General features: G+C 45.2%; 11 protein-coding genes and 1 tRNA gene. 11 read left to right on the top strand and 1 reads right to left on the bottom strand.

Features of this window, described 5'->3' with window-relative positions; genetic code table 11:
* The first annotated feature begins 75 nt into the window (after nucleotides 1-75).
* The 3 genes from scfB to TOCE_RS04675 all read left to right on the top strand — a co-directional run bounded on the left by scfB (nucleotide 76) and on the right by TOCE_RS04675 (nucleotide 3,348).
* Nucleotides 76-1,467 carry a thioether cross-link-forming SCIFF peptide maturase gene (gene scfB / locus TOCE_RS04670; RefSeq protein WP_013275742.1) on the top strand — a complete coding sequence of 464 codons (1,392 nt, stop codon included), beginning with the start codon at nucleotides 76-78 and terminating at the stop codon, nucleotides 1,465-1,467.
* A 215-nt stretch (nucleotides 1,468-1,682) separates the two neighbouring features.
* Complete coding sequence (locus tag TOCE_RS11885; RefSeq protein WP_013275743.1) at nucleotides 1,683-1,853, top strand: aspartyl-phosphate phosphatase Spo0E family protein; 171 nt, start codon at nucleotides 1,683-1,685, stop codon at nucleotides 1,851-1,853.
* A 112-nt stretch (nucleotides 1,854-1,965) separates the two neighbouring features.
* A complete protein-coding gene (locus TOCE_RS04675; RefSeq protein WP_013275744.1) occupies nucleotides 1,966-3,348 on the top strand; it encodes an aspartate aminotransferase family protein in 1,383 nt (460 codons plus the stop codon).
* A gap of 268 nt (nucleotides 3,349-3,616) precedes the next feature.
* Here the strand turns inward: TOCE_RS04675 and TOCE_RS04680 are convergent.
* A tRNA-Pro gene (locus tag TOCE_RS04680) sits at nucleotides 3,617-3,693 on the bottom strand.
* 176 nt (nucleotides 3,694-3,869) lie between these two features.
* Between TOCE_RS04680 and yfmF the strand changes: the two genes are divergently transcribed.
* The 8 genes from yfmF to TOCE_RS04720 all read left to right on the top strand — a co-directional run bounded on the left by yfmF (nucleotide 3,870) and on the right by TOCE_RS04720 (nucleotide 13,425).
* Nucleotides 3,870-5,138, top strand: coding sequence for an EF-P 5-aminopentanol modification-associated protein YfmF (gene yfmF / locus TOCE_RS04685; RefSeq protein WP_041423867.1), 1,269 nt, complete (start codon nucleotides 3,870-3,872; stop codon nucleotides 5,136-5,138).
* 11 nt (nucleotides 5,139-5,149) lie between these two features.
* Entirely contained in the window at nucleotides 5,150-6,427 is a 1,278-nt protein-coding gene (gene yfmH / locus TOCE_RS04690; RefSeq protein WP_013275746.1) for an EF-P 5-aminopentanol modification-associated protein YfmH, read from the top strand.
* Between the two features lie 165 nt (nucleotides 6,428-6,592).
* A complete protein-coding gene (gene mraZ, locus TOCE_RS04695) occupies nucleotides 6,593-7,024 on the top strand; it encodes a division/cell wall cluster transcriptional repressor MraZ (RefSeq protein WP_013275747.1) in 432 nt (143 codons plus the stop codon).
* Between the two features lie 10 nt (nucleotides 7,025-7,034).
* Nucleotides 7,035-7,976: a 16S rRNA (cytosine(1402)-N(4))-methyltransferase RsmH gene (gene rsmH / locus TOCE_RS04700; RefSeq protein ID WP_013275748.1), complete on the top strand. Its 942-nt coding sequence runs from the start codon at nucleotides 7,035-7,037 to the stop codon at nucleotides 7,974-7,976.
* An 8-nt stretch (nucleotides 7,977-7,984) separates the two neighbouring features.
* Nucleotides 7,985-8,353, top strand: a complete 369-nt coding sequence (locus TOCE_RS04705) for a cell division protein FtsL (RefSeq protein ID WP_187286588.1) — start codon at nucleotides 7,985-7,987, stop codon at nucleotides 8,351-8,353.
* A 26-nt stretch (nucleotides 8,354-8,379) separates the two neighbouring features.
* Nucleotides 8,380-10,464, top strand: a complete 2,085-nt coding sequence (locus TOCE_RS04710; protein ID WP_013275750.1) for a stage V sporulation protein D — start codon at nucleotides 8,380-8,382, stop codon at nucleotides 10,462-10,464.
* A 121-nt stretch (nucleotides 10,465-10,585) separates the two neighbouring features.
* Nucleotides 10,586-12,043, top strand: coding sequence for a UDP-N-acetylmuramoyl-L-alanyl-D-glutamate--2,6-diaminopimelate ligase (locus TOCE_RS04715; protein WP_013275751.1), 1,458 nt, complete (start codon nucleotides 10,586-10,588; stop codon nucleotides 12,041-12,043).
* Nucleotides 12,040-13,425 (top strand): UDP-N-acetylmuramoyl-tripeptide--D-alanyl-D-alanine ligase, encoded by a 1,386-nt coding sequence (locus tag TOCE_RS04720; RefSeq protein WP_013275752.1) that lies wholly within the window; start codon nucleotides 12,040-12,042, stop codon nucleotides 13,423-13,425. The genes TOCE_RS04715 and TOCE_RS04720 overlap by 4 nt, the downstream gene beginning before the upstream one ends.
* The last annotated feature ends 1 nt before the right edge of the window (nucleotide 13,426 follow it).

The raw sequence follows: 13,426 nt of genomic DNA on the forward strand, positions 1-13,426 counted from the left end.
GTTTTTACTGTTTGTCAAGCCGTTTATTGCTAAAGGGTTTTGTGATAAAATCAATGTTGAAGGGAGAGGATCTGGTTGAAGGGTCAGGTACATAGATTCGAAGTATGGGATACAAAAATGGTTTTTGATGTAAACAGCGGTTCCGTTTTCGAAGTTGACGACCTGGTCTACGACGTGCTGGAATTTTACGGGGAAAAAAAGCCGCAGGAGATAGTATACAGGTTGAAGGATAAATACGAAGAATCGGATATAATCGAAGCGATAAAAGAGCTGGATGAATTGAAGGCAAGGGGTTTCCTTTTTGTAGAGGCGGATCTTACCCGGGCCCTCGAGGGCCTGAGGCAGAAGAAAAACGTGAAAGCCCTCTGCCTTAACGTTGCCCACGACTGTAATCTAAGATGCAAATATTGTTTTGCGTCCAAAGGCCACTATAATGGGGAAAGGCGACTAATGGATAAAAAGGTGGCCCAAAGTGCCGTAGATTTTTTGATAGAACACTCCGGAAATCTGAAAAACTTGGAAGTGGATTTTTTCGGTGGCGAGCCTCTGATGGCTTTTGATACCATCAAATACGTGATTTCGTATGCCAGGAGCCTCGAGGACAGGTGCGGCAAAAGATTTCATTTTACCGTTACCACCAACTGCACTATACTCAACGATGAGATTATCGATTACCTTCACGAAAATATGGACAACATCGTCATGAGTCTTGACGGAAGAAAGCGGGTAAACGATGCGATCCGCGTAAAGGCCGATGGATCGGGCAGTTACGACCAGGTGGTGGAAAATATAAAGAGGATCGTCAAACTCAGGAAGAGGGACGGTAAGGATTATTACGTCAGGGGGACGTTCACCAGACACAATTTAGACTTTGCCGAAGACGTCTTTCACCTGGCCGATCTCGGGTTCGGCGAGATATCCATAGAACCCGTCGTTGGATCGGAAGGGGATCACCTGATCGGATACGGCGATCTAGAGACCATATACCAACAGTACGATAGAATTGCGAGAGAATATATTTACAGGAAAAATTCAGGCCGAAACCCCTTCAGGTTCTACCACTTTAATGTAGATATTTACAACGGTCCATGCATCTATAAAAGGCTTTCCGCCTGCGGGGCCGGAAGAGACTACCTCGCTGTTACTCCGGAGGGCGACATATATCCATGCCACCAGTTCATAGGCTACAGGGAATTTTATATGGGAAACGTATTTGAGAAAAAATTGAACGCTGAAGTCATCGATAAATTAAACAATACCCATGTGCTTGCAAAATCCGAGTGCGAGTCGTGTTGGGCCAGGTTTTTGTGCAGCGGTGGCTGCAGCGCAAATAATTATCAAATAAACGGAGACCTGAATGTACCTTACGATATAGCCTGTAGGCTCCAGAAAAAGAGAATCGAATATGCAATTTATCTCAGCGCGAAAACCGGGAAGGAAAGGGGTAGCGAAGCCCTACGGTGCTAAGTTCGACCAAAAAGCGACAATTTTCTTACAATTTATATCAAAGTATAAAAATAAGAACGTAATATGGTGATAGATGTAAAAAAAGCCGAAAGATGGTAATAATGCTAAAATAATACATATATAATGGGAATAAATGGAACACACTGTCTTTGAATCTAGGTGTGATTTATGATAGAATCTCACCGTGAAAAAAATCAGGTTTGAAGGTGAATTTCATGTCGACCTCAACATTACTCAATCTCAGCACGGAAATAGGGAATTTGAAGAGGAAGTTAAACGAGAAGCTGGAGAAAAAGAATCTACTTGCCCATGAGGTATATGCCATAAGCATAGAACTTGATAAGCTGATTTTGGCTTACCAGAGGATTGCGTTCAAGATGGAATGAGGAATACCGGACCTACCGGGAGTGCTGCATTTATCGTGCAGCATTTTTATTTTGACATCCCTTTCACGGTCTAATATAATTCTTCTTAAAGAAATATTTGCGGGGTGTTATTATGAGGCTTTTTAAAATTGAGGATGTGGAAACTTTAAACCGCAATGAAGTGAAAAAACTCTATTCTGAATACGTAAATCCGGGGCTTACTTCAATACTAGGCCTTTTAAACTTTGACAGGACGTACATAAAAGCCGAAGGATGCTATGTTTGGGATGCCGAAGGGCAAAGATACTTGGATTTTCTGGGGGCATACGGTGCTCTAAATCTGGGGCACAATCCTCCTGAAGTGCTGGAAGCCTTAAAGACAGTAAGCCAAAGACCAAATTTGCTTCAGGCTACTCTAAACCCGTATGCGGCCGTTTTAGCCCACAATCTTTCAATGATAGCACCGGAAGGCCTGAAACACAGCTTCTTCTGTAACAGCGGTACTGAAGCGGTGGAAGGAGCGTTAAAAACAGCCAGGGCTGCCACAGGAAAACAAAAAATAATATCCTGCGATGGGTCGTTTCACGGAAAGACTTTCGGCGCTCTATCAGCTACCGGCAGGGACAAATACAAGGGTCCGTTCTTGCCGCTGGTTCCGGGTTTTGAGAGGGTACCTTACGGAGACCTGGAGGCTCTCGAGGCAAAATTGAAGGAAGGTAATGTTGCTGCCTTCATCGTGGAGCCGATCCAGGGAGAAGGTGGAATAGTAATACCGCCGAAAGGTTTTCTGAAAGGCGCCCGGGAACTATGTGATAGGTACGGGGCACTATTGATAGTGGACGAAATTCAGACGGGGTTCGGCAGGACCGGCAGGATGTTTGCCTGTGAAGAGGAGGGTGTAAGGCCCGATATAATGTGCGTGGCCAAATCCTTAGGAGGCGGTGTAATGCCCATAGGTGCCTTCATCACAACCGAAGAAGTATGGAACAAGGCCTATTCTGGGATGGATAAATGCCTGCTGCATACCTCGACTTTCGGCGGAAATACTTTTGCCTGCGCCGCAGGCATTGCAGCAATAAACGCCATTGTAGAGAAAAAACTGACCGAGAGGGCCGCTGAACTGGGCAATTACTTCCTTTCCAGGCTGAAAAATCTACAGGAGAAGTTCGGAATTATTAAAGAGGTCCGGGGAAGGGGCCTGATGATAGGCATCGAATTTGAGCCGCCGGTAAAAGGGTTTATGAGCAAAATAACCGGAGGGATTATCAACAAATTATACGAAGAATTCACCGGGGCGCTTGTGGCCGGTGAGCTGCTGAACAAACACCGGGTGATCACCGCTTACACCCTCAACAACCCGAACGTTATAAGGTTGGAGCCGCCTCTGGTTGTTTCAAAAGAGGATATCGATGAGGTGTTAAGCGCTCTCGAAGACATATTCAGCCGTTACAGAGGATTTATGGGAATAACTTTGAATGCGGTGAAAACCGCCGCCAGTTCATTGCTGTCAAGGTAAAACCTAATGATTCATAAAAATAAGGTAAGCACCAGACGTGCTTACCTTTTGTTTTTTTACTTTTAGGGCTATAGTACGGATGACGTAAATAAACCTTTAAATAATAATAGGGTTAACATTGAGCGAGATTGTAGTAACTAAAAAATCCCTGATAGATGCACAACTTGGTAAGTATGAAAAAAGAGGATATATGCTCTTATATTGAACATAATATCCTCCGATCATTATGTATGTATATCCAAAATCCTTTTTTCTAAAAAAATAAAAATGGTCGGGACGGCGGGACTTGAACCCACGGCCTTTCGGACCCGAACCGAACGCGCTACCAAACTGCGCTACGTCCCGACGACAAATATTATACTACAAACCGAGATTTTTTTCAAACATTTTTTTTCGAAATCACTAACTTGCAAAATTACAGCATAAACTAAAAGTAGCGCACTATTTAAATGTTCGGGAGGAATTTTTCAACAAAAAGAGAAAATAAAATGATGCGAAGCTATATAGAGGAGGTAGGCAGTTTGAATAATCTTTTTACCCGTAAAACATTAGATAACGGGATCAACCTCTATACCTGTTCCACCGACAAATTTAAAACGATTACGATCTGTGCCTTCATTCATCAGAGTCTGGAAAAAGTTACAGCTACTAAGACGGCCCTTTTGCCCTTTGTCCTGAAGCGAGGTAGCCACGATTTTCCGAGTTCGAGGGTCATCAACCGTTACCTGGAAGAGCTCTACGGTGCAGATTTTGGTGGCGATATCTTAAAAAAAGGCGAAAGGCAGATAATTCAGTTTTTTATAGAGATGGTAAATCCCATGCACGTGGGTGCGGAGGATAGAATTCTGGATGAGGGTTTGAAACTCTTCAAAGACGTCCTCCTGAATCCGGCAACGGAAGGTTCCGGTTTCAAAAAAGTCTATGTCGAACAGGAAAAGGATGTGCTTAAGAGGAATATCGAGTCCCTTTTTAACGATAAATTTAGTTACGCCATAGAGCGCTGCTTTCAGGAAATGTGCAAGGATGAGCCCTTCAGCATTTATAAATACGGAAGCATCTCTGATTTGCAGGAAATAAATAGCGAAAACCTGTACGGATATTATAAAACGGTAATGAGTAGCAGCCCGATAGATATTTTCGTGTTGGGCGAAGTGGATGAAGAGCAAATTTATGAAAAGTTCAACCGCATCTTTTCTTTTGAGCGGCAGGAGAAAAAGATTCCTAAAACTATCGTAAAAAAGAATGTTGATCGGGAAAAATTTGTGGAAGAAAAACAGGACGTAAACCAGGGAAAGCTTTCCATAGGCTTCAGGACGGGCACCTGTTACGGTGATGAAGATTTTTACGCTCTAATTATGTTTAACAGCATCCTGGGAGGAGGTCCCCATTCCAAACTGTTCCAGAATGTCAGGGAGAAGGAAAGTCTTGCGTATTACGCCTTTTCCCGCCTGGAAAAAACTAAGGGTTTGATGCTGGTAAGCTGCGGTATAGATTTTGATAACCTGGAAAAAACGATAGATATAATAAAAAAGCAGATAAAGGATATAAAGGAAGGGCAGATTTCCGATTACGAATTCGAAAGCTCCAGGAGATCCCTGATCAATTCTTACCGTGAAGCCGCCGACAGCCCGCCCATGATTATTAGCCTCTACCTCGACGGTATAATAAACGGCGTCGAAGAGTCCATAGAAGAAATTATTGCTAAAATCCAGCGCGTAACGAAAGAAGACGTGGTGAGGGTAGCCGGGAAGGTAACGCTGGATACCATATACTTTCTTAACAAAAAATAATCGGAAGGTGAATGCAGATGGATTTAATCGGTGAAACTTTATTCTACCGGCAGTTCGACAACGGTCTCAAGGCATACGTGCTGCCCAAAAAAAATTACAACAAAGTATACGCCGTCTATTCAACCCGGTACGGGTCCATAGACAGCGAGTTCGTTGTGCCGGGCACGGGGGAGCGACTGAAAGTCCCGGAAGGTATAGCCCATTTCCTTGAACATAAAATGTTCGAAATGTCTTACGGCAACGTGTTCGATAAATTTGCTGAACTTGGAACTTCATCTAACGCGTATACCAACTACACCAATACGACTTACCTTTTTTCCACTACGACTGCTTTCGAAGAGAGCCTGCGGCTGTTACTGGAGTTTGTAGAGACCCCCTATTTTACCGAGGATAGCGTAGAAAAGGAAAAAGGCATTATCACCCAGGAGCTCAGGATGTACGAGGATGACCCCGAATGGCAGGTTCTCCTCAACCTACTAAAAGCTCTTTATCACCGCCATCCTGTGAGGGAGGATATAGGCGGGACCGTAGAATCGATTCAAAAAATCGACGTCGATACTCTGTACAAGTGCTACAACACCTTTTATCACCCCAGTAACATGGTGCTTTTCGTTACCGGAGCCGTAGAGCCCGAAAAAGTTTTCGATCTCATAATGGAACATGAAAAGAATAAAGAACTGGCTCCTCAGGATGAAATCATGAGGATTTATCCGGAAGAGCCGGACACTATATACAAGCACCAGGTCGAAACAAAGCTTTCCGTAAGCCAGCCTATCTTCCTCATGGGTTTTAAAGATACGGAAGTGGGTTACGACGGGGAAGAGCTTTTGAAAAAAGAAATCACTACAAGCCTTTTGCTCGAGGTCCTTTTTGGTAGGAGCTCGGTTGTCTACGAGAGACTTTATGAGGAGGGCCTGATTGACGACCGCTTCAGTTTCAGTTACGAAGGTCAAAAGGATTACGGTTTTTGTACAATCGGGGGAGAGACTAAAGATCCGGTGAAGCTCCGGGATGAGCTCGTAAAAAGCATCAGCGAGGTAAAGGAGAAAGGCTTGAGCAGAGAGGATTTTGAGAGGGTTAAAAAGAAGTACCTGGGAGACTTTATTCAGGGATTTAATTCCCTTGAGTTCATAGCCAATTCTTTTGTATCCTATTACCACAGGAATATAAACATATTCGATTATCCCAGATTTTTGAAACAGGTTACCTTTGAAGAGGCTAGCCGGAGGCTATATAGCTTTTTCGATTTTAACAGAATGGCTGTTTCGACAGTTTATCCAAAAAATTGAATAAAAAATAGCACTTTTTGACGAAAAAGGTAGGGCAAAAGGCCCACCTTTTTTTGTTAATTTTTTGGGGGTGAGGAAGGATTTTAGTTGTCCTCCGTAGAATAGTAAAAGTGGTATAAAGTGGAGGGAAGTGGAGGAAAAGCCCCCGAAGGGGAGTGCATAAAAATGTTCATGGGTCAGTTCCAGCATTCGCTGGACGCGAAGGGAAGACTGATCATTCCTTCAAAGTTCAGGGAACTCCTGGGGGACAGTTTCATTCTCACCAAGGGTTTAGATCGCTGTTTGTTTGTTTACCCTAAAGATGAGTGGTGTTTGCTGGAGCAGAAATTAAAAACACTCCCGCTTACTAAAAAGGACGCAAGGGCTTTCATCAGGTTTTTCTTTTCGGGGGCTGTAGAAGTCGAGATAGACAAACAGGGAAGAATTTTGATCCCACCGATGCTTAGAGAATACGCAGGCATAGAAAAAGACGTGGTAATAATAGGGGTTTCAAATAGAGCCGAAATCTGGAGTCAGAAAGAATGGGAAGCTTACTGCAAAGAAGCCGAAAGTTCTTACGAAGAAATAGCCGAAAACATGGTGGATTTAGGGATATAGGTGATGCAGGATGGAGTTCTATCATAAGCCAGTGTTGCTCGAAGAGACTATAAACTTACTCGATCCAAAACCCGGCGGTGTTTACGTCGATGCCACCCTCGGAGGTGGAGGTCATTTTTCTGAAATCCTGAAAAGGGTGGGCGAAAACGGCACCGTCATAGGAATAGATAGGGATGAAGATGCGGTAGTAAACGCACGAGAGAGGTTCTCCCAATCTCCGGCTGCAACCATAGTCCACGATAATTTTAAAAATATAAAGCGCATAGTCTACAGCTTGGGTTTGGAAGGTGTGGACGGGGTAATATTCGACCTGGGTGTATCCTCATATCAGCTCGATGAGGAATCCCGGGGATTTTCGTATATAAAGGACGCTCCTCTTGACATGAGGATGGACAGGAACCAGGACCTTACTGCAAAAGATGTGGTAAATAAAATGACTAAATCGGAGCTTGCGAAAATAATCAAGGAATACGGAGAAGAGAGGTGGGCTGATAGAATAGCGGAATTTATATGCGAAAAAAGGAAGAAAAAGCCCATTGAAACCACCGGTGAACTTGTTGAAATAATAAAGGCCGCCATTCCCGCAAGAGCCCGCAGAGGAGGCCCTCATCCCGCAAAGAGAACGTTTCAGGCATTGAGGATTTACGTGAATGGTGAACTAGAGATACTTTCCGCCAGCCTGAAGGATGCTGTAGACATTTTGAATCCCGGAGGCAGGATATGCGTTATTACCTTCCATTCGCTGGAAGACAGGATCGTAAAACATACCTTCAGAGAACTGGCAAAGGGCTGTACATGCCCTAAAGATAGCCCCCTGTGCACGTGCAAGAGCGAAAGGGCTCTGAAGATACTCACACCTAAACCCGTATGTCCCACACAGGATGAAATCGATGCCAATCCCCGAGCCCGGAGCGCTAAATTGAGAGCCTGCGAGAAGCTGAGTTCTAAATAAAAAGGAGAGTGAATAAAGTGGTAGTAGCTCCTAAAACCGCCTTTCAAAGGGTGAACGAGCAGTACCTACCGAGACCTTCCTTACGCACCAGAACGGGGACGAAGGCACAACCCAGGAAAAAAGGCCGCTACATTCTGAACGTATTAATAGTGACATTTGCGGTTATTGTGCTGCTTTCCCGGTTTGCCTTTATAATTGAAAGTCAATACAGGGTTGAAAAGTTGAAGGCGGAGGTAACAAAAATCGCCGGGGAAAACGAGAGATTAAAGGTCAAGGTCGCCAACCTGAAGTCGACGGAAAGAATAGAAAGGATAGCCAAGGTTGATTTAAAAATGCAGGAACCCGGCGAGGATCAAGTGATATATCTAGATAAATAAGCAGAATTTTTTCAGGGGGATTTTGCATGACCTACAACGGGTCACTAATAAAGAGAAGACTTGTATTTCTGCTGTTGCTGTGCCTAGTATTAAACATCGCACTTATAGGAAGGGTCTTCTGGATTCAGTTTGTCCGCGGTGATGAGTTGAGGCAGAAAGCCAGAGAACAATGGACAAGGGATGCGCCGGTAGAACCGAAAAGGGGTACGATATACGACAGAAACATGAATCCTCTCGCCATAAGCGCCAGCGTAAACTCCGTGATGGCAAGTCCCCCGGATATTAAGGATATCGAAAAAACCGCCTCGCTTCTATCTCCGGTCTTGAATATAGACAAAGACGCGCTGGTAAAAACCCTTGAAGATGCCAAAGCGAAAAAAAGGGGTTCTATATTTATCAAAAGAAAAATCACGGATGAAGAAGCCGAGGCTGTGAGGAAGCTGAACTTAAAGGGCATTTATTTTACTGAGGAGAGCAAAAGATTTTACCCCGAAAAAAATCTAGCGTCACACGTGTTGGGCTTTACCGGGATAGACAGTCAGGGGCTGGATGGAATTGAACTGGTATACGACAAATACCTCAGGGGTATCCCGGGTAGGATCATTTCCGAAAAGGATGCGTTGAGTCGGGAACTCCCCTTCGGATTGGAGAAGTATATACCCCCGGAGGAAGGTCTAAACCTGGTACTCACAATTGACAAAGTAATCCAACACATTGCCGAAAGAGAACTTGAAAAAGCCCTTGCAGAACATAACGCAAAAAAGGGCACCATCATAATAATGGACCCGAAAACCGGGGAAATTCTTGCCATGGCCAATAAGCCCGATTACGATCCTAACGATTATAAAAACTATCCTTCCTCCCTATGGAGGAATTCCGCAGTGTCCGATGTTTACGAGCCCGGTTCGACTTTTAAGATAATAACCGCGTCAGCAGGCTTAGAAGAAGGCGTGGTACGGCCCGGCGACAGTTTTTACGATCCGGGATACATAGTGGTTGCCGGTGTCAGGATAAAATGCTGGAGGTCGGGAGGACACGGAAGCCAGACTTTTGCCCAGGTGGTGCAAAATTCGTGCAACCCGGGTTTCGTGGAAGTGGGCTCAAGGTTGGGGAAGGAAAGATTTATAAAGTACATCAAAGGATTCGGTTTTGGTGAAACCACGGGTATAGACCTTCCAGGAGAGGCAAAGGGTATTTTTAACCCGGCAAAAATCGGTCCCGTTGAACTCGCTACCGTCTCTTTCGGGCAGGGAATCTCCGTAACCCCTATTCAGTTAGTAACGGCTGTAGCTACTGTAGCCAACGACGGAAAGATGCCGCAACCTCATATTGCAAAAGCTCTTGTAGATAAAGACGGTAGGGTTGTCTACGAGTTCAAACCAAGGGTTGTGAGACAGGTTATATCGGAAGAGACTGCCGCGGAAATGAAAAAGCTCCTGGAAAGCGTTGTCGAAAACGGAACGGGCGGCAGAGCGAAAATTGAAGGTTACAGGGTGGCTGGGAAAACCGGCACGGCGGAAAAATACGCGGACGGGAAATACGTGGCATCCTTCGTAGGTTTCGCACCGGCCGATGACCCGAAGTTTGTAGCTCTGGTCGTCATAGACGAACCTTCCACCGGCATTTATTACGGTGGACAGATAGCAGCTCCGGTGTTCCAGAAGGTTATGGCCGACGTATTGAAATATAAAGGGATAAAGCCACAGTTGCAGGAAGAGCAAAAGGAGACGGTTAAAGTTCCGGATGTCAGAAACCTTTACGTGGAGGATGCCCGAAGGATACTCGTCCAGAGCAAGTTGGCGGTAAGGATTGAAGGAGAAGGGTATGTGGTCTACGACCAGGTGCCGGCTCCCGGTTCTGAGATAAAACCAGGATCTACCGTTATACTAAAAGTTTCCGACTCCAGAACAGACAAAAACCCTGTTACCGTGCCCGATTTAACGGGGAGGACTATAAGGGAGGCCAGCGAAATATTAAACGCCGTCGGTCTAAAAATTGATATAGACGGCAGCGGTTTCGCGGCACGCCAGAATCCTCCGCCTGGCGCTGAAGTGGATATCGGGACGGTTGTCAAAGTATTTTTTGAACCACCTTCTCAGAAGAAAGAATAAATATAGCTCCTGAGGAGTACAATATTTATTCAGAAAAAAAGCGGCAGGTAGAGCCCAAAAAGGCTTTACCTGCCATTAACGGGATTTGCGGTGAAATTAAAATTAGGAAGGGAAATTATCAATGAAGGTAGATCAGTTGTTGAAAAACCTCAGCGAAATTGTAGATGTGAAAGGTTCGACGGAAGTCGAGATCAGCAGCATCGCTTATGATTCTCGTAAGGTGAAAAAAGGAGGCCTTTTCGTGGCAATTAAAGGTTTTAAACTTGACGGTCACGATTTTATAGGCCAGGCGATTAACAACGGAGCCGTTGTGGTTATAGGGGAAAAAGAAATCAATTTGCCTGAAGACGTGCTTTACATAAAAGTCAAAAACAGCCGAAAAGCCCTTTCCGAGGCATCGTCGTTGTTTTTCGGAAAACCTGCCGAGAGGTTGAATGTGATCGGTGTTACCGGGACCAACGGCAAGACCACTACAACGTATCTGATCAAAGCCATCCTCGACGAGGCGGGATATTCCACCGGAGTTGTAGGTACTATAGGCATAAGGATCAAGGAAAGGCTTTTACCGGCCGAACGCACCACGCCCGAATCTCTGGAATTGAACGAAATTTTTTCAGAAATGGTAAAAGAGGGAGTGGAATACGTAACTATGGAAGTTTCATCCCACTCCCTAAAGCTGCACAGGGTTGATCACGTAAAATTTGAAGTGGGGGTTTTCACCAACCTAACTCAGGATCACCTGGATTTCCATGTGAGCTTTGAAGATTACTACGCCTCCAAAAAGAAACTTTTCGATCTTTCGCGAAAAGCCGTGATCAACGTGGACGACGAGAGCGGCGAGCGCCTTTGTAGTGAATTGAATATCCCAGTAATAACCTATGCTATCGAAAAAAACGCCGATGTGAGGGCTGAAAACGTCGTTATCGGTTCGGACGGAGTTTCTTACGAAGTATGTGCCGGTGGTGAAAGAAGGAAAATCACATACAAAGTACCGGGTCGATTCAGCGTTTACAATTCCCTGGCCGCAATTTCCGCTTGTCTTTCTCTGGGGATTGACCTGGAAACCATGGCAAAAGCTCTGGAAAAGGTAAGAGGTGTTCCCGGAAGGTTTGAACCAGTAGATGAAGGTCAGGATTTTACAGTTATCGTCGACTACGCCCATACTCCCGACGGACTGGAAAATGTGTTGAATACGGTTAAGACTTTTGCCAGGGGTAGGATAATTACGGTTTTTGGAGCGGGAGGAGACCGGGATCGGGGGAAAAGGCCTCTGATGGGAAAAGTGGTTTCCGAACGCTCGGATTACTTTATAATTACCTCCGACAATCCAAGGACCGAAGACCCGCAGGCTATTATAGATGACATAGAGAAAGGGGTAACCGAAAGGAGTAATTACGAAAAGATAATCGATAGAAGGGAAGCTATCAGAAGAGCTATTGAGATGGCTTTACCCGGTGATGTGGTTCTGATTGCTGGGAAAGGCCATGAAGATTATCAGATAATTGGGGATAAGGTCTTACACTTCGATGACAGAGAGGTAGCCAGAGAATTTTTAAGACAGAAGGGGAGAAAACGGTGAAGCCTCTAACATACGAAGAAGTGGCTAAAGCTACCGGCGGCCGGGTGGAAAAGTCGTTTTCCGGGGAGGTTTTAGGTGTCTCGACCGATTCCAGGTCCTTAAAGCATGGAGATCTTTTTGTGCCGCTGGTAGGTGCAAAATTCGACGGCCATGATTTTATAAAAAACGCATTCGAAGCCGGAGCTTCGGCTACCTTATGCGCTGAAGATAAAAGGGACAGGGTTCTGAACTTAACCCTTGAAAAACCGGTGATTTTTGTTGACGATACTCAAAATGCTTTACTCAGGCTGGCTGGATTTTACCGATCTTTTTTTTCCATCCCCTTCGTTGCAATCACGGGTAGCGTTGGAAAGACGACCACGAAAGAGATGATAGCGGCGGTTTTAACGAGGCGCTACCGGGTATTGAAAAATGAAGGAAATTTTAACAACGAAATCGGTCTTCCTCTTACCCTCTTTCGTTTGGAAGACCACCAGGTCGGGGTTGTTGAAATGGGAATGAGTGGTTTCGGTGAGATAAGCCGTCTTTCTGCCATTGTAAAGCCGCATGTAGCTGTTATTACCAACATCGGGGTCTCACACATAGAAAAGCTGGGAAGCAGGGAGAACATAGCCAGAGCGAAACTGGAGATCATCGAGCCCCTATCGAAAGATGACCTGGTGGTGCTCAACGCCGACAGTCCGGAGCTTTACGCGAAAAGAGGAACGTTAACGCCGAGGACTGTGTATTTCGGTATTGAAAAGGGCGATATCAGGGCGACGGATATTGTATCGATGGGGCGTGATGGGGTAATCTTCAAAGTAACCGGTGACATCCCGGAGTTTTCGGTTGAAATACCACTGGCGGGGACTCATAATGTATATAACGCGCTCGCTGCCATTGCAGTGGGGTTGGAATTCGGTCTTAGCATTGACGAAATACGGCGGGGGCTTATGGAATTAAAACCCACCAAAATGAGGCTGGAGTTTAAAAAAACTCCTTTCGGAGCGGTAGTGATCGACGATTGCTACAACGCCAGTCCCGATTCCATGAAAGCGGCTCTGAATGTTTTGCGGGAATTGGGAGAAGGCAGAAGGAAAGTTGCAATACTTGGCGATATGCTTGAACTGGGCGATTACGCCGTTAAAGCCCACGAGGAAATAGGAAGGTATGCTGCAGGCAAGACCGATATACTGATATGTATAGGAAACCACGCGGAGGACCTGGCAAAGGGTGCTACCGAGGCGGGCTTAGGCCCCCGTTTTATCCATACTTTCAGCACCAATAAAGAAGCAATTGACCGGCTCGGAGAACTCGTTGAAGATTGTGATATAATTTTAGTAAAAGCCTCGAGAGGTATGAAGTTGGAGGAAATAGTAGATTTTTTGGTTAGGGGGTCATAAC

This window comes from Thermosediminibacter oceani DSM 16646 (genome assembly GCF_000144645.1).
GTDB classification, from domain to species: Bacteria; Bacillota; Thermosediminibacteria; order Thermosediminibacterales; family Thermosediminibacteraceae; genus Thermosediminibacter; species Thermosediminibacter oceani.

Bases quoted from the DNA above. Each gene is read 5' to 3' on its own strand.
- TOCE_RS11885 (WP_013275743.1), top strand. From the start codon at position 1,683: ATGTCGACCTCAACATTACTCAATCTCAGCACGGAAATAGGGAATTTG.
- TOCE_RS04675 (WP_013275744.1), top strand. From the start codon at position 1,966: ATGAGGCTTTTTAAAATTGAGGATGTGGAAACTTTAAACCGCAATGAA.
- yfmH (WP_013275746.1), top strand. From the start codon at position 5,150: ATGCAGATGGATTTAATCGGTGAAACTTTATTCTACCGGCAGTTCGAC.
- mraZ (WP_013275747.1), top strand. From the start codon at position 6,593: ATGTTCATGGGTCAGTTCCAGCATTCGCTGGACGCGAAGGGAAGACTG.
- rsmH (WP_013275748.1), top strand. From the start codon at position 7,035: ATGGAGTTCTATCATAAGCCAGTGTTGCTCGAAGAGACTATAAACTTA.
- TOCE_RS04710 (WP_013275750.1), top strand. From the start codon at position 8,380: ATGACCTACAACGGGTCACTAATAAAGAGAAGACTTGTATTTCTGCTG.
- TOCE_RS04715 (WP_013275751.1), top strand. From the start codon at position 10,586: ATGAAGGTAGATCAGTTGTTGAAAAACCTCAGCGAAATTGTAGATGTG.